Source organism: Thauera sp. SWB20, assembly GCF_000831325.1.
GTDB classification, from domain to species: Bacteria; Pseudomonadota; Gammaproteobacteria; order Burkholderiales; family Rhodocyclaceae; genus Thauera; species Thauera aminoaromatica.
The window spans coordinates 268,979-284,803 of sequence record NZ_JTDM01000016.1 but is presented as its reverse complement, the minus strand read 5'-3'; the positions used below and the strand labels follow the sequence as shown (position 1 = coordinate 284,803).

The window sequence follows — 15,825 nt, the reverse complement described above, 5'->3', positions numbered from 1 at the left end:
TCAGGAGCCGGTTTCCGTTGAAGGGGCCGGATTGTGCACTGCCGCAAGCGCATCCGCCACCCTTTCCATGCGCATGAAGCGCGAGCCCTTCACCAGCACCACCGAGTCCGCATCCAGGCGCGGCACGAGCGCCTTGACCAGCGCCTCCACCGAAGTGAAATGGCGCGCGCCCTCGCCGAAGTTGTGCGCCGCCACCGCGCTCATCTCGCCGAGCGCGAAGAGGCCGTCGATGCCCTTGCTCTTCGCATAGCCACCGACCTCGTCGTGAACCTGGGCGCTGGTCTCGCCGACCTCGCCCATGTCGCCGAGCACCAGCCAGGTATGGCCCGGCATGGCGGCGAGCACGTCGATGCCGACGCGTACCGAATCCGGATTGGCGTTGTACGAATCGTCCAGGATCAGCGCGCCCCGCGGCCCGGCACGGCGTTGCAGGCGACCGCGGGTGCCGGCGAAACCCGCCAGTCCCTCGGCCACCGCCTCGAGCGGAACCCCTGCCGCGAGGCAGGCCGCCGCCGCGCCGAGCGCGTTGCGCACGTTGTGCAGACCCGGCACCTGCAAGGCGAAATCGATCTTCCCTTGCGGGATGTCGAGTTCGAGCCGCGAGCCGAGGCCGCGCAGGGTACACCGCGCGGACACGTCCGCCGGATGGTCGATACCGAATGTCACAATCGGCCGCCCGGCGTTGAGCGAACGCCAGTAGCCGGCGTGCGGATCGTCGGCGTTGATCACCGCCACGCCTGCCCCGCCCAGGCCTTCGTAGATCGCGCCCTTCTCGCGCGCGACCTCGTCGACCGAGCCCATGCCCTGGAGGTGGGCGCGCTGGGCGTTGTTCACCAGGGCCACCGTGGGCTGGGCGAGCGCGCTCAGGTAGCCGATCTCGCCGGGATGGTTCATCCCCATCTCGATCACCGCGGCGCGATGGAAGTCGCGCAGTTCGAGCAGCGTGAGCGGCATGCCGATGTCGTTGTTCAGGTTGCCGCGCGTAGCGAGCACCGACTCCTCGCCGAAGCCGTCGCGGCTCGCCTGCACGCGCAGGATCGCGGCACACATCTCCTTCACCGTGGTCTTGCCGTTGCTGCCGGTGACGCCGATCAGGGGCAGCGCGAAACGCGCCCGCCAAGCCGCCGCGAGCGTGCCGAGCGCACGCCGCGTGTCGTCCACCACCAGCAGGGGCAGGCCGGCATCGGCCTTGCCGGCGCTCCAGGCGGCATCGACCATGGCCGCGGCGGCGCCCGCCTTCGCCGCATCGGCGACGAAGTCGTGGCCGTCGAAGCGCTCGCCGCGCAGGGCGACGAAGAGCTGCCCGGGCGCGAGCGCGCGGGTATCGGTACCGACGCTGTCGAAGCGCCCTTCCCCGGTCGCCCGCGCACCATGGCAGGCGAGTGCGCGCGTGGCGTCGTGCAGGCTCATCATCGGCCATTCTCCCTTGCATGCCAGGCGGCGAGCGCGCGCTTCGCCTGCTCCAGGTCCGAAAAAGGCAGGCGCTGGCCGAGGATTTCCTGGTACGGCTCGTGGCCCTTGCCTGCGATCAGCACGACGTCGTCGGCCCGCGCCTCGCCCACCGCGCGGGTGATCGCCTGCGCGCGGTCGACCACGCATTCGGCCGCGGCGCCGGCGCCGGCGGCAATGGCCTCGACGATGCGCTGCGGATCCTCCGAACGCGGGTTGTCGCTGGTGATCACTACGCGATCGGCGATCGCGCTGGCGATCTCGCCCATCATCGGGCGCTTGCCCGGGTCGCGGTCGCCGCCGCAGCCGAACACGCACACCAGGCGGCCGCGGCGGCTATGCACCGTGCCGCGCAAGGCTTCGAGCACCTTGGCGAGGGCATCGGGCGAATGCGCGTAGTCGATCACCACGAGCGGCTCGCACACCCCGCCGACGAGCTGCATGCGCCCCTGCGGCGGCGCCAGCCGACCGAGCACCGGCGGCAGCTCGTCGAAGGCGATGCCGCGCGCCAGCAGCGCGCCCGCAACCGCGATCAGGTTGGAGACGTTGAAGTGCGCCACCATGCGCACGCCGATCTCGGCCTCCCGCCCCTCCCAGACGAGGGTGAAGCGCAGTCCTGCGGGCGCCGCCTGCAGGCGATCGGCGCGCAGCACGCGCGCGCCGGGCACCGCGTCGGCGTTGGCGGCGTAGAGGGTGCATGCGATCACCGCGCGCCCCTCGACGACGAGCCGGCGCGCCAGCGCCAGGCCCCAGGGATCGTCGATGTTGATCACGCAGGCCGACAGCTCCGGGCGCTCGAACAGGCGCGCCTTGGCCGCGGCGTAGGCTTCCATGGTGCCGTGGTAATCGAGGTGGTCGCGACTCAGGTTGGTGAAGATCGCGACGTCGAACTGCGCACCATTGACCCGCCCCTGGTCGAGCCCGATCGAAGACACCTCCATCGCCGCGGCCACCGCCCCCTGGTTGCGGAAGCGCGCAAACCAGCGCTGCAATTCGAGCGCGTCGGGCGTGGTGTTGAGCCCTTCCTCGAGGGCGTCGGGGAACCCGCAGCCGAGCGTACCGACGATGCCGCAGCGCTCGCCGAGTTCGCCGAGCGCACGCGCGAGCATCTGCGAGACGGTGGTCTTGCCGTTGGTGCCGGTGACGCCGGCTAGCCAAAGCGACTGCGAAGGCCGGCCGTGGAGTTCGTGGGCAAGGTGCCCGGCGAGCTCGCGCAGGCCACGCACGCCGAAACCGGGCACCGCGAGCGCGGGCGCGCAGAATCCGTCGCCATCCTCCCACAACAGCGCGGCGGCGCCATGCACGACTGCATCGGCGAGGAAGCGGCGGCCATCGGTGCGCTGGCCGGGCCAGGCCGCGAACACGCAACCCGGGCCGGCCTTGCGCGAATCGGCGGTGATGTCGTCGGCGTGGACGCCGAGCGCACGCAGTCGATCGAGCACCGCGAGGGCTTGCATGGCGCTCACATGCTCTCCCGGCTGCTGCCTTCGCTCGCTGCCTCGTCGCCGCCGCGGCGAGCGAGCTGGAGCGGGGTCAAGGGCATGTCGGGGGCGACGCCGAGCGTGCGCAGCGTGCCTTCGGTGATGCGCGAGAACACCGGCGCGGCGACCGTGCCGCCGTAGTGCTGGCCTGCGGAAGGCTCGTCCACCATCACCGCGACCACGATGCGCGGATCGCTCGCCGGGGCGAAGCCGACGAAAGACGAGATGTACTTGCGCGCATAGCGGCCATCCTCGAGCTTGTGCGCGGTACCGGTCTTGCCCGCCACCGTGTAGCCGGGCACCTGGGCGCGGATCGCGGTGCCGCCGGGACCCGCCGCCATCGCCAGAACGGTGCGCATCTGGCGCGCGGTGTCGGCCGAGAACACGCGGCGCCCGGAACTCGGCGTGCCGTCCACCCGGGTCAGCGACAGCGGCACCAGCTCGCCCTCGCGCGCGAACACGAGGTAGGCACGCGCCATCTGGATCAGGCTCGTCGAGATGCCGTGCCCGTAAGACATCGTCGCCTGCTCGATCGGCCGCCAGGTCTTGGCGGGACGCAGCCGCCCGGAAGTCTCGCCGGGGAAGCCGAGGTTGAGCGGGGTGCCGAAGCCGAGCTGGTCGAAGAGGTGCCACATTTCCTCTGCGCCGAGCTGCTGCGCCATCTTCACGGTGCCGATGTTGGAGGACTTCTGCACCACCTGCGCCATGGTGATGACGCCGTGGCGCTTGGTGTCGGAGATGGTCGCGGTGCCGATCGTCATGCGGCCGTTGCCGGTATCGATCGGGGTATTGAGTTTGACCTTGCCGCGCTCGAGCGCGAGCGCGGCGATGAAGGGCTTCATCACCGAGCCGGGCTCGAAGGCGTCGGTGAAGACGCGGTTGCGCAGTTGCGCGCCGGTGAGGTTGGCGCGATTGTTCGGGTTGAAGGTCGGCGCATTGACCAGGGCGAGCACCTCGCCGGTGCGCACGTCGAGCACCACCGCAGCCGCGGCCTTGGGCTTGTGCTCTTCCATCGCCTCGCGCAGGGCGGACCAGGCGAGATACTGGATCTTGCCGTCGATCGACAGCGCCACCTCGTCGCCATCGCGTGGCGGACGGATCGCCTCGACGTCCTCGACGATCTGGCCGCGGCGGTCCTTGATCACCCGGCGCGCGCCGGCACGGCCCGACAGGCGCTTGTCGAAGGCGAGCTCGATCCCCTCCTGGCCGCGATCTTCCAGATCGGTGAAGCCGAGGATGTGCGCCATCACCTCGCCACCCGGGTAGTAGCGACGGTATTCCTTTTCCTGGTGGATGCCGGGCAGGCGGAGGTCGGCGACGGCCTGCGCCACCTCCGGCGGCACCTGGCGCTTGAGGTAGACGAAGTCGCGCCCCGCGGCGAGCCTGGCGTTGAGCTCGCCGACGTTCATCTCGAGCAGGCGCGCGAGCTCGCGCACCTGCGCCGGCTCCAGCCGGGCATCGGCGGGCAGGGCCCAGACCGCGCGCACCGGCGTGCTCACCGCGAGGATGTCGCCGTGGCGGTCGGTGATGCGGCCGCGGGTGGCGGGGACCTCGAGCACGCGCGCATAGCGCGACTCGCCCTTGGCCTGGAGGAAGTCGTTATTGACCCCCTGCAGGTAGAGCGCACGTCCGACCAGTGCGAGCGAACAACCCATCAGTGCGAGCATGATGATGCGCGGCCGCCAGGCCGGCAACTCGCGCTTGAGCAGCGGGTTGTGATTGAAGGTGACGGCACGTTGCTTTTTCATGATTGAGGCTCCACGACCAGCACCTGCCCTTCGGGCGGCAACTGCATGTGAAGGCGGTCGCGGGCGAGCTTCTCGATGCGACCGTGCGTCGCCCAGGTACTCTGCTCGAGCTGGAGCTGGCCCCACTCGACCTCGAGCGCCTGCGCGCGCGCCTGCTCGCGCTCGTACTCGCCATGGAGGCGGCGCGCCTGGTGCTGGGAGGCGACGACGCCGAGCGCGCTGGCGACGGCGAGGGCGACGAGGACGGCGTCGATGCGCACCATCAGGGCGCCTCCGTGCGCTCGGCCACGCGCAGCACCGCGCTGCGCGCGCGCGGGTTGGCCGCGACCTCGGCCTCGCTCGGGCGCATCGCCTTGCCGACGAGCTGCAGGCGCGGCGCGGGCAGATCCGCCGCCCTGACCGGCAGCCGGCGCGGCAGCACCGGCGGACGCGACTCGTCACGCATGAAGCGCTTCACGATGCGATCCTCGAGCGAATGGAAGCTGATCACCGCCAGGCGCCCACCCGGCCGCAGCCGGGACACGCAGACGGGCAGCACGCGGCTCAGCTCCTCGAGTTCCTGATTGATGAAAATCCGAAGAGCCTGGAAGGTGCGTGTCGCCGGGTGCTGCCCCGGCTCGCGCGTGCGGACCGCCTTTTCCACGAGCGCGGCAAGTTGTCCAGTGGTTGCGACAGCCCCCCCTGCCCGAGCATTTGCAATCGCCTTTGCAATCGCATGAGCAAACCGTTCCTCTCCATATTCCCTGATGACCTCCGTGATCTGGCCGACGGACGCCTCCGCCAGCCACTCCGCCACGGTCTGCCCGCGGCTCGTATCCATGCGCATGTCGAGGGGGGCGTCGAAGCGAAAGCTCATCCCGCGCGCAGCGTCGTCCAGCTGGGGCGAAGACACCCCGAGGTCCAGCAGCACTCCATCCACCGCCTGCACGCCCAGGCGCGCGAGCTCGTCGTCGAGCGCGCTGAACGCCGAGTGCACGAGCGTCAGCCGGGCGTCGCCCACCCCCTGCCCGGCAGCGATCGCCAGCGGATCACGGTCGAAGGCGATCAACCGCCCCTGCGGTCCGAGGCGTTGGAGCACCGCGCGACTGTGGCCGCCGCGCCCGAAGGTTCCGTCGACGTAGAAGCCGTCGGCCCGGATCGCAAGCGCGTCGACCGCTTCGGAGAGGAGGACGCTGACGTGGGCATCGGCGAGGTTCACAGCGCGAGGCTCTCGAACCCGGGCGGCAGGCCGGTATTGACCAGTTCCAGCATCGCCTGCTGCTGCTTCTCCCAGCGCTCGTCGGACCACAGCTCGAAGTGCGCACCTTGGCCGACCAGCCAAACCTGCTTCTCGAGCGCGGCGAACTTGCGCAGGGAGGGCGCCACCAGCACGCGACCGGCGGCGTCGAGCGTCTCTTCCTGGGCGAAGCCCACGAGCAGGCGCTTGAGCATCGCCGCCTGCGGATCCAGGCTCGGTGCGCGCAGCACGTGGTCGCGGATCGGATTCCAGGCGGGGACGGGATAGACGAGGCAGCAGCCGTGCGGATGGGCGGTCAGCACCACCTGGCCGTTGTCGACGGCCAGGGCATCACGATGCCGCGCGGGAATCGCAAGGCGTCCCTTCGCATCGAGATTGAGCGCCACCGCTCCCTGGAACATCGAACCCCCTGACGGCTTCGGGAAAGCATCGGAACGACACTTTTCCCCACTTTTTTCCACTTGAACCCACTTTAGAGGAAAGGCCATACCGGGTCAAGGCTGCAAGATCGGAATCCCTTTGTTGCACAATGACTTACCGCTCTGCGCCAAGACACGGATAAATCCTGAAAAATCAAGGGAGATGCGCATGGACGTTCGCGCGGCACGCGAAATCGGGCCGCGCAAAGGGCGCAGTGGGAAAAAGTGGGAATGCCGGTGCAATCCGGCCTGCTCGCACTGGCGGATTCCGAGCGGATGGGGGAGAACGCTGCTGCCTTCCGCTCGCAGAGGGGGCATGCGCGGGCGGAAACAGGGGAAGAAGTGGGAAGTCCGCCGATAAGCCGGGTTCTGTCGAACGCCACCGGCGGACCGGTGACATCGGGCAGTCATTCCTCTGGGCGCCACGTCGCCGTGGCGCTCTAGCAGCCTACCCGGGAGCGACGCGAGCCACGCCGATGCTCCCCTATTTGGCCTTGCCCCGGATGGGGTTTGCCGTGCCAGTCCTGTTGCCAGTCCTGCGGTGAGCTCTTACCTGCCGATGCTTGCGCACCGACCCTCAGCTTGCTCGCGCAAGCCGCGGCACCGTTTCACCCTTACCTGTACCCATTGAAGAGCAAGCTCTTCAAAATGGACTCTGCTGCCTTGCGGCAGCGAAGTCCGGGCCATCGGCGGTCTGCTCTCTGTTGCACTTTCCGTCGCCTCACGGCGCCCGGCCGTTAGCCGGCATCCTGCTCTGCGGGGCCCGGACTTTCCTCCACGCACGACGAGGTGCGCAGCGACTGCCTGGCGGACTTCCGGCCCGGATTATACGCGTGCCGGCAGGGCGTCGCCCGGCTTATTTGGCGGCGGGCGCGGGTACGAAGGCGGGCGCGCCGTCCTTGAGGACGAAGCTGCCGACGAGGGCTCCGGGCGGGCGGTCACCCGGATTGTCCCAGTCCTGCACGCGGCACTCCTCGGTACCGGCGAGATACCAACGCGCGCCCTGGTGCAGCGCCCACAGGCCGTCTCCGGCGGCGTAGATCTTCATCTCGACGAGGGTCGCCGAGCCCGGATGGATGCGGATGCGCTTCTGACAGGCGGGCAGGCGCGACACCACCATCGCCTGACGCAACTCGTCATCCCAGAAGAACTTCTGCTCGCGCACCAGGATCAGCGCGTGCTGGTTGCCTTCGATCATGTAGGCGGTGGCGCTGTTCTCGCAACCCGCCAGCACGGCGAGCAGACCGACGGCAGCGAGACCGCGGCGCAGCGCGCGCCCGGCGCCGCCGCGGACGCCGCGCCGGATCGACATGGGCGCGCCCGCATCCCGGGCGCCCGTCTCAAGCATGCGGACACCCATCTCAGGCCCCTTCCACCAGCTTCCAGCCCACCTGCTCGCCGGCGCGCAAGGGCACCAGCGGATCTTCGCCCAGGTAGGGGTAGCTCGCCGGCACGCTCCAGGGCTCGCGCCGCAGCGTGATGGTGTCGCTGCTCGGCGCCAGGCCGTAGAAGGCCGGGCCGTTGAGGCTGGCGAAGGCCTCGAGGCGATCGAGCGCGCCGGCGGCGTCGAAGACCTCGGCGTAGAGCTCGATGCCCGCGTGCGCGGTGTAGCAGCCTGCGCAGCCGCAGGCGTTTTCCTTGGTGCTGCGCGCATGCGGCGCGGAGTCGGTGCCAAGGAAAAAGCGCGCGTTGCCCGAGGTGACCGCGGCGATCAGCGCCTCGCGGTGGCTCTCGCGCTTGAGGACCGGCAGGCAGTAGTGGTGCGGGCGGATGCCGCCGGCGAAGATCGCGTTGCGGTTGAGCAGCAAGTGGTGGGCGGTGACCGTGGCGGCCACGTGCGAGCCCGCTGCGCGCACGAACTGCGCCGCCTCCGCGGTGGTGATGTGCTCGAACACCACCTTGAGCCCCGGGAAACGCCGCACCAGCGGCGACAGCGTGCGCTCGACGAAGACGCGCTCGCGGTCGAACACGTCAACCTCCGCCCCGGTGGCCTCGCCATGCACGCACAGCACCATGCCGAGCTTCTCCATGCGTTCGAGTACCGCATAGATCTTGTCGATCGCGGTGACGCCGGCGTCGGAGTTCGTGGTCGCGCCCGCCGGATAGAGCTTGCAGGCGACCACGTGGCCGCTCGCGCGGGCGCGGTCGATCTCGTCCGGCGACAGGTTGTCGGTGAGGTAGAGGCTCATCAGCGGCTCGAACCTCGACCCGCGCGCCGCGGCGAGGATGCGCTCGCGGTAGGCGAGCGCCTGCGCGGTGGTGGTGACCGGCGGCTTCAGGTTGGGCATGATCAGCGCCCGGCCGAAGCGGGCGGCGGTGTGCGGCACCACCGCGTCGAGCGCGGCGTCGTCGCGCACATGCAGGTGCCAGTCGTCGGGGCGGATCAGGGTAATCGATTGCATCGGGGCGTTCCTCGTGTGACCCGCCGATTATAGGCGCTTCGGCGGTGCGCACGGCCGACGCGGGCGTGCATGCGTCACGCCTGCGGCGAATCCTCGCTCTTGCGCTCGAGCGCGAGCGCGTACAAGCCCTTGCGCGGCGCCCCGGTGATCTCGGCCGCAAGCCGCGCCGCCCCCTTCACCGGCAGCTCGGCGAGCAGCAGATCGAGCACCCGGCGCGCCCGCGCATCCACCACCTCGCCGGCCGGCGCGCCTTCCACCACAAGCACGAACTCGCCGCGCAGGCGGTTGGTGTCGGCGGCGAACCAGGCGGCGGTCTGCGCCAGCGGCATGCGCACGATCTGCTCGTGGAGCTTGGTCATCTCGCGTGCGATCAGCAGCTCGCGTGCGCCACCGAGGACCTGCTCCATGTCGGCGACGCACTCGACGATGCGGTGCGGCGCCTCGTGGAACACCATCGCGGCGCGCTCGTCGGCGAGTTCGCGCAGCGCCGCCGCGCGCGCACCGGCCTTCGCCGGCAGGAAACCGACGAAGCGGAAGCCCCCCTCGGCGAAGCCCGATACCGACAGGGCCGCCACCGCCGCGCACGGCCCGGGCAACGGCACCACCGGATGCCCCGCGGCGCGCACCCGTGCGACCAGGCGGGCGCCCGGGTCCGACACCGCCGGCGTGCCGGCGTCGGTGATCAGCGCGACCTGGCGGCCGGCAGCGAGCTCGGCGACGATCACCCCGGCGGCCTCGTGCTCGTTGTGCTGGTGCGCCGCGAACATGCGCGCGCGGATACCGTGCGCATCGAGCAGGCGCTGGCTGTGGCGCGTATCCTCGGCCGCGACCACGTCCACCGCGGCGAGCACGGCGAGCGCGCGCAGCGTGATGTCATGCAAGTTCCCGAGCGGCGTCGCCACCACATACAATGACGGCGTACTGGAGAGCGGACGATCGGGCAAGGGAGCGGAGACGGTCATGGGCGGGAGATCCGGAGGCTGGACGCGCAGCGCGGGCGAGGACGCCCGGGGCGCGCACGCGGGGGCGGACAGTATCGGCGCACGCCCGACGCCGGCGCAAGCGCGCGGCGCCGCTGCCGAGGCGCTCGCCGCCGAACACCTTGCCGCACACGGCCTGCGCGTGATCGCGCGCAACGTGCGCTGCCGCGGCGGCGAGGTCGACCTGGTCTGCCTCGACCGCAGCCACGTCGTCTTCGTCGAGGTGCGCCTGCGCCGCAACAACCGCTTCGGCGGCGCCGCCGAGAGCATCACCGCGGCCAAGCAGCGCCGCGTGCTGATCGCCGCGCAGTGGTGGCTGGGCGGCGCCGGGCGGCGCTTTCGCGACGCAGCCTGCCGCTTCGACGCGGTGCTGCTCGACGCGCTCGACCCGGCGCGCATCATCTGGCTCCCGGGGGCCTTCGATGCCGGCTGATAGCGCGTGCTAGACTCTGGCGCCCCGCAGACGCCGCTTGCCGCATGAACCTGATCGACCGCATCTCGCACCAGTTCGAAGACAACATGCGCGCCTCGCTCGAGGCGCTCGAGCTGCTTGCCGCGCCGATCGCCGGCGCGGTCGAGCTGATCACCGCCAGCCTGCTCGACAGCGGCAAGGTGCTAGTGTGCGGCAGCAGCGGTTCGGCCGGCGACGCGCGCCGTTTCGCCGCTCAGCTGGTCAATGGCTTCGAGCTCGAACGCCCGGCGCTCGCCGCGATGGCGCTGAGCGCCGACAGCTCCAGCCTCGCCCCGATCGCCGGCGACCCCGATACCCAAGCCTTGTTCGCCCGTCAGATCGCCGCCTTCGGGCAGCCCGGCGACATCCTGCTGACCCTGTCCGCCAACCCCGATTCGGCGCGCGTGCTCGACGCCATCCGCGCCGCCCATGAGCGCGACATGCGAGTGATCGCCCTCACCGGCGCCGGCGGCGGGCGCACCGCCGAGACGCTCGGCCCGGCCGACATCCTGCTCTGCGCACCCGCCGAGCGGATTGCCCGCATCCGGGAAATCCACTTGCTGATCCTGCACTGCCTGTGCGACGGTATCGACTGCCTCTTACTCGGAGTGGAAGACTGATGACCCGACCCCAACACGCCGACAGACCGGCGAAGTCCAGCCGGCGCACCCTCCTCCTGGGCCTTTCCGCAGCCATCGCACTGCCCTTGCTGCAGGGCTGCTTCCCGGTCGTCGCCACCGGTGTCGGCGCGGGTGCGGCGATGGTCTCCGACCGTCGCACCAGCGGCACCTATGTCGAGGACGAAGGGATCGAATGGAAGGTGGCGGCGCGCATCCGCGAGCGCCTCGGCGACAGCGTGCATGTCAACGTCACCTCCTACAACCGCAACGTGCTGCTCACCGGCGAAGCGCCCAACGAGACCGTGCGCGGCCAGCTCGATGGCATCGTGGCCGGCGTCGAGAATGTGCGCGGCGTGATCAACGAAGTCGCCATCGCGCCCAACTCCAGCCTCACCGCGCGCGGCAACGACACCTTGATCACCTCCAATGTGAAGGCGCGCATGATCGACTCCGGGGCCGTCTCGGCCCACAACGTCAAGGTGGTGACCGAGGCCAACGTCGTCTTCCTGCTCGGCATCGTCCCCCGCAGCGAGGCCGACGCCGCCGCCGAGGTGGCGCGCACCAGCCAAGGCGTGCGCAAGGTCGTGCGGGTGTTCGAATACATCAGCGACGAGGAAGCCCGCCGCCTCGACAACCCGACCGGCGCGCGCCGTAACTGAGCGCCCCCGACCGGCATCCCTGGCGGCGGCGTCCTTCCGAACGCGCTTCCAGGGATGCGACTTACGCTCCGAGCGCGTCGAGCAGCTTCTGGTGCACGCCGCCGAAGCCGCCGTTGCTCATCACCAGCACGTGGTCGCCGGGCTGTGCCGCCGCAACCACGGCGGCGACCAGCGCATCCAGGCGATCGTAGGTACGCGCGCGTGCGCCCAGCGGGGCGAGCGCCGCGGCGGCATCCCAGTCCAGCCCGTGCGCATGGCAGAACACCAGATCGGCTTCGGCGAGGCTGGCCGGCAACTGCGCCTTCATGACGCCCAGCTTCATGGTGTTCGAGCGCGGCTCGAGCACCGCCAGGATGCGACCCTGCGGTTCGCGCCGGCGCAGGCCGCCGACGGTGAGCGCGATCGCGGTCGGGTGGTGGGCGAAGTCGTCATAGACGCTCACACCTCTTACCGTCCCGCGCAGTTCCAGCCGGCGCTTGATGCCGGCGAAACGCCCGAGGCTGGCGATCGCCTGCGCGGGCGTGACGCCGACGTGGCGCGCGGCGGCGATCGCGGCGAGCGCGTTGTCGCGGTTGTGGCTGCCGGCGAGCGCCATGCGCACCCGGCCCTGCTCGACGCCATCGAGGCGGAACACCGCCTCGGCCTCGTCCGCCCCGGTGCCCACCGTCCATCGGCCGTCGCCGCCGAACCATTCCAGCTCCGACCAGCAGCCACGCTCGATGACGCGCTTCAGGCTGTCCTCGTGGGCGTTGGCGACGATGCGGCCGCTCGCCGGGATGGTGCGCACCAGATGGTGGAACTGGGTCTCGATCGCGCCGAGGTCGGCGAAGATGTCGGCGTGGTCGAACTCGAGATTGTTGAGGATCGCGGTGCGCGGCCGGTAATGCACGAACTTCGAGCGCTTGTCGCAGAACGCGGTGTCGTACTCGTCGGCCTCGATCACGAAGAAGGGCGACTCGGTCAGGCGCGCGGACACGCCGAAGTTCTGCGGCACGCCGCCCACCAGGAAGGATGGCGACAAACCCGCATCCTCCAGCATCCAGGCGAGCAGCGAGGTCGTGGTGGTCTTGCCGTGGGTGCCGGCGACCGCCAGCACCCAGCGCCCGGCGAGCACGTGCTCGGCCAGCCACTGCGGCCCGGACACGTAGGGCAGGCCGCGGTCGAGGATCGCCTCGAGGAGCGGATTGCCGCGCGACACCGCGTTGCCGACGACGTACATGTCGGGCTCGAGGTCGAGCTGGCTGGTGTCGTAGCCCTCGATCAGCCCGATGCCCTGCTCCTCGAGCTGCGTGCTCATCGGCGGGTAGACGTTGGCGTCGCAGCCGGTGACGGTGTGGCCGGCGGCGCGCGCGAGCAGCGCGACGCCGCCCATGAAGGTGCCGCAGATGCCGAGGATATGGATGTGCATGGGGGTTCGCGCTCCGCTAAGCCTTCATCCGGCCGCAACCGGGGGTGTATTACAATGGGCGCGCATTCTACCCGAGGCCCACCATGCCCTCACACGCCCACGTATCACGCAGCGGCGGCCTGCGGCGCGAGATCGCCGCGCTCGCCGCACGCATGATGGCCGAGGACGGCATCAGCGACTTCGGCTTCGCCAAGCGCAAGGCTGCGAAACAGCTCGGCGCCACCGACGCCGACGCCCTGCCCAACAACAACGAGGTCGAGGCCGAGCTGCGCGCCTGGCTTGCGATCTACCAGGACGAGGAGCAGCCGCAGCGCCTGCTCGAGATGCGCAGCGCGGCGATCGAGGTCATGCGCCTGCTCGCCGACTTTCGCCCCTACCTCACCGGCGGAGCCCTCGACGGCACCGCCGGGCGCTACTCGGAACTCGAGATCGAACTCTTCCCCGAGAGCACCAAGGACGTCGAGATCTTCTTCCTCAACCAGGACTTCGCCTACGAGCACCGCGAGCCGCGCCGCCCCGCACCGCATACGCCCGAGGCCATCCTCAGCTTCGACTGGGACGACGTGCCGGTGAAGGTGTCGATCTATCCCTCGGCCGCCGAGCGCAGCCCGCGCCGCGGCCAGGATCGCGCCCGCCTCGCCCAGGTCGAGGCCCTGGTCGCCGCGGCGGTGGAGAGCACACGCGACACGGGGTCGCACGCTCCCTGAGGTTTGCCCGCCCCGCCATGCCGGACGCCCTCCGCGGCTTGCAGCCCACGGCGCACGAGCGCAGAATCCGCGCACGGCGCCGGGTCCCAGGCACCCTCCACGCAAGTCCAGATCACAACCCAAAGTGGACAATTTGCCGCGATTTACGGCAAACTTGCATCCATGAAGCGCTCAAAATGCTTGACGACCCATCTTCACCGGGCGCTCGGGCCAGCCCCCCGGCATGACGGGGCGGTGCTTCACGAGGTCGCTTGCACGCATTCCGCCCGTGGTGGCGAGCCATCCCGGCCGAGCGAGTTCGCGCGCGGCCCCCTCAGCACGAAACGTTTCCGCACCAGTCCGCCGCCCGACCGCGGCGGCCTCGGCGTGTGCGCGAAACCCGAACACTGAATCATCCCGATCGTGGCGCCCGTCGAGGCGATCGCGGTCCCGTCCGGAGAACACCATGGATCTGCGCAAGCTCAAGAAACTCATCGATCTCGTCCAGGAGTCCGGCATCTCGGAGCTCGAGGTGACCGAAGGCGAGGAAAAGGTACGCATCGCCAAGCACACCAGCGCACCTCCGGCAACCTACTATGCCCAGGTCCCCCCCGCACCCGCAGCCGCACCGGCGGCCGTCGTCGCCTCCCCCGCCCTGACCGATGCAGAAGACGAGTTGCCCGACGGTCACGTGGTCAAGTCGCCCATGGTCGGGACCTTCTATCGCGCCGGGGCCCCGGGCGCGAAGCCGCTGGTCGAACTCGGCCAGAAGATCGCCACCGGCGACCGCCTGTGCATCATCGAGGCGATGAAGCTGATGAACGAGATCGAGGCCGACGCCAGCGGCGTCGTCAAGGCCATCCTGGTCGAGAACGGTGAGCCCGTCGAATACGGCCAGCCCCTGTTCGTGATCGGCTGAGTCCGCCATGTTCGAGAAGATCCTGATCGCCAACCGCGGGGAAATCGCCCTGCGCATCCTGCGCGCCTGCCGCGAACTCGGCATCAAGACGGTCGCGGTCCACTCCGAGGCCGACACCCACGCCAAGTACGTGCGACTGGCCGACGAGTCCGTTTGCATCGGCCCGCCGCCCTCTGCGCAGAGCTACCTCAACGTGCCGGCCATCATCTCCGCCGCCGAGGTCACCGACGCCGAGGCCATCCACCCCGGCTACGGCTTCCTCTCCGAGAACGCCGACTTCGGCGAGCGCGTCGAGCAGTCGGGCTTCGTCTTCATCGGCCCACGCCCCGAGACCATCCGCCTGATGGGCGACAAGGTCTCTGCCAAGGATGCGATGAAGGCCGCCGGCGTGCCCTGCGTGCCGGGTTCGGACGGCGCACTGCCCGAGGATCCGAAGGAGATCGTCAAGATCGCACGCGCGGTCGGCTACCCGGTGATCATCAAGGCCGCCGGCGGCGGCGGCGGGCGCGGCATGCGCGTGGTGCACACCGAGGCCGCGCTGCTCAACGCCGTCACCACCACCCGCGCCGAGGCCCAGGCGGCCTTCGGCAACCCCGTCGTATACATGGAGAAGTTCCTCGAGAACCCGCGCCACGTCGAGATCCAGATCCTTGCCGACCAGCACGGCAACGCCGTCTATCTCGGCGAACGCGACTGCTCCATGCAGCGCCGCCACCAGAAGGTGATCGAGGAAGCGCCGGCCCCCGGCATCGACCGCAAGACGATCGCCAAGGTCGGCGAACGTTGCGCGGAAGCCTGCCGCAAGATCGGCTACCGTGGCGCCGGCACCTTCGAGTTCCTCTACGAGAACGGCGAGTTCTACTTCATCGAGATGAACACGCGGGTGCAGGTGGAGCATCCGGTGACCGAGCTGATCACCGGCATCGACATCGTGCAGGCGCAAATCCGCATCGCCGCCGGCGAGAAGCTCTGGTTCCGTCAGCGCGACATCGAGTTCCGCGGCCACGCGATCGAGTGCCGGATCAACGCCGAGGATCCGTTCAAGTTCACGCCCTCGCCCGGTCGCATCACCAACTGGCACACGCCAGGTGGGCCGGGGATCCGGGTCGATTCGCACGTTTACAACGGCTACACCGTGCCGCCCCACTACGACTCGATGATCGGCAAGCTGATCGCATACGGCGACACTCGCGAGCAGGCGATCCGTCGCATGCGCATCGCGCTCTCCGAGATGATGGTCGAGGGCATCAAGACCAACATCCCGCTGCACCAGACCCTGATGCTCGACCCGCGCTTCAACGAGGGCTGCACCAGCATCCATTACCTCGAGCACAAGCTCACCCACCGCAACGAAGTGCAGGACTGA

The 15,825-nt window shown here is 69.9% G+C and carries 16 protein-coding genes and 1 other RNA gene; 6 read left to right on the top strand and 11 right to left on the bottom strand.

All coding sequences use genetic code 11. The features are described from left to right. The 10 genes from PO78_RS08705 to rsmI form a co-directional block, all read right to left on the bottom strand. On the bottom strand, window positions 1-1,413 hold the full coding sequence (locus PO78_RS08705) for a UDP-N-acetylmuramoyl-tripeptide--D-alanyl-D-alanine ligase (RefSeq protein ID WP_043743225.1): 1,413 nt from the start codon (window positions 1,411-1,413) through the stop codon (window positions 1-3). Then, complete coding sequence (locus PO78_RS08700) at window positions 1,410-2,906, bottom strand: UDP-N-acetylmuramoyl-L-alanyl-D-glutamate--2,6-diaminopimelate ligase (RefSeq protein WP_012585948.1); 1,497 nt, start codon at window positions 2,904-2,906, stop codon at window positions 1,410-1,412. The genes PO78_RS08705 and PO78_RS08700 overlap by 4 nt, the downstream gene beginning before the upstream one ends. Before the next feature lie 5 nt (window positions 2,907-2,911). Then, window positions 2,912-4,678, bottom strand: a complete 1,767-nt coding sequence (locus PO78_RS08695) for a peptidoglycan D,D-transpeptidase FtsI family protein (RefSeq protein WP_004304310.1) — start codon at window positions 4,676-4,678, stop codon at window positions 2,912-2,914. Beyond that, a complete protein-coding gene (gene ftsL / locus PO78_RS08690) occupies window positions 4,675-4,941 on the bottom strand; it encodes a cell division protein FtsL (protein WP_004304309.1) in 267 nt (88 codons plus the stop codon). The genes PO78_RS08695 and ftsL overlap by 4 nt, the downstream gene beginning before the upstream one ends. Further along, window positions 4,941-5,876, bottom strand: coding sequence for a 16S rRNA (cytosine(1402)-N(4))-methyltransferase RsmH (gene rsmH / locus PO78_RS08685; protein WP_012585949.1), 936 nt, complete (start codon window positions 5,874-5,876; stop codon window positions 4,941-4,943). The genes ftsL and rsmH overlap by 1 nt, the downstream gene beginning before the upstream one ends. Further along, window positions 5,873-6,316 (bottom strand): division/cell wall cluster transcriptional repressor MraZ, encoded by a 444-nt coding sequence (gene mraZ, locus PO78_RS08680; protein ID WP_004304305.1) that lies wholly within the window; start codon window positions 6,314-6,316, stop codon window positions 5,873-5,875. The genes rsmH and mraZ overlap by 4 nt, the downstream gene beginning before the upstream one ends. A gap of 360 nt (window positions 6,317-6,676) precedes the next feature. Continuing rightward, window positions 6,677-7,150, bottom strand: an RNA gene (gene rnpB / locus PO78_RS21875) — RNase P RNA component class A. A gap of 40 nt (window positions 7,151-7,190) precedes the next feature. Continuing rightward, on the bottom strand, window positions 7,191-7,646 hold the full coding sequence (locus PO78_RS08675) for a hypothetical protein (protein WP_231570653.1): 456 nt from the start codon (window positions 7,644-7,646) through the stop codon (window positions 7,191-7,193). Between the two features lie 49 nt (window positions 7,647-7,695). Next, on the bottom strand, window positions 7,696-8,736 hold the full coding sequence (gene pyrC / locus PO78_RS08670; protein WP_004304301.1) for a dihydroorotase: 1,041 nt from the start codon (window positions 8,734-8,736) through the stop codon (window positions 7,696-7,698). 74 nt (window positions 8,737-8,810) lie between these two features. After that, window positions 8,811-9,698 (bottom strand): 16S rRNA (cytidine(1402)-2'-O)-methyltransferase, encoded by an 888-nt coding sequence (gene rsmI / locus PO78_RS08665; RefSeq protein WP_052484390.1) that lies wholly within the window; start codon window positions 9,696-9,698, stop codon window positions 8,811-8,813. Between rsmI and PO78_RS08660 the strand changes: the two genes are divergently transcribed. Genes PO78_RS08660 through PO78_RS08650 form a run of 3 tightly spaced genes read left to right on the top strand, consistent with a single transcriptional unit; the run spans window position 9,697 to window position 11,446 of the window. After that, entirely contained in the window at window positions 9,697-10,149 is a 453-nt protein-coding gene (locus PO78_RS08660; RefSeq protein ID WP_004304297.1) for a YraN family protein, read from the top strand. The genes rsmI and PO78_RS08660 overlap by 2 nt on opposite strands. A 44-nt stretch (window positions 10,150-10,193) precedes the next feature. Further along, window positions 10,194-10,787, top strand: coding sequence for an SIS domain-containing protein (locus tag PO78_RS08655; protein ID WP_004304296.1), 594 nt, complete (start codon window positions 10,194-10,196; stop codon window positions 10,785-10,787). Further along, window positions 10,787-11,446 (top strand): BON domain-containing protein, encoded by a 660-nt coding sequence (locus PO78_RS08650; RefSeq protein ID WP_043743217.1) that lies wholly within the window; start codon window positions 10,787-10,789, stop codon window positions 11,444-11,446. The genes PO78_RS08655 and PO78_RS08650 overlap by 1 nt, the downstream gene beginning before the upstream one ends. Window positions 11,447-11,507: 61 nt before the next feature. Here the strand turns inward: PO78_RS08650 and mpl are convergent, their stop codons facing one another. Further along, a complete protein-coding gene (gene mpl, locus PO78_RS08645) occupies window positions 11,508-12,854 on the bottom strand; it encodes a UDP-N-acetylmuramate:L-alanyl-gamma-D-glutamyl-meso-diaminopimelate ligase (protein ID WP_043743216.1) in 1,347 nt (448 codons plus the stop codon). 83 nt (window positions 12,855-12,937) lie between these two features. Here mpl and PO78_RS08640 point away from each other — a divergent pair, with 83 nt between their 5' ends. From PO78_RS08640 to accC, 3 genes are all read left to right on the top strand, one after another. Continuing rightward, on the top strand, window positions 12,938-13,561 hold the full coding sequence (locus tag PO78_RS08640; protein WP_004304292.1) for a hypothetical protein: 624 nt from the start codon (window positions 12,938-12,940) through the stop codon (window positions 13,559-13,561). Window positions 13,562-14,006: 445 nt separating this feature from the next. After that, the gene (gene accB, locus PO78_RS08635; protein ID WP_004304289.1) at window positions 14,007-14,459 is read left to right on the top strand and encodes an acetyl-CoA carboxylase biotin carboxyl carrier protein; all 453 of its coding nucleotides are present in this window, start codon (window positions 14,007-14,009) and stop codon (window positions 14,457-14,459) included. A 7-nt stretch (window positions 14,460-14,466) separates the two neighbouring features. Further along, complete coding sequence (gene accC, locus PO78_RS08630; RefSeq protein ID WP_004304287.1) at window positions 14,467-15,825, top strand: acetyl-CoA carboxylase biotin carboxylase subunit; 1,359 nt, start codon at window positions 14,467-14,469, stop codon at window positions 15,823-15,825.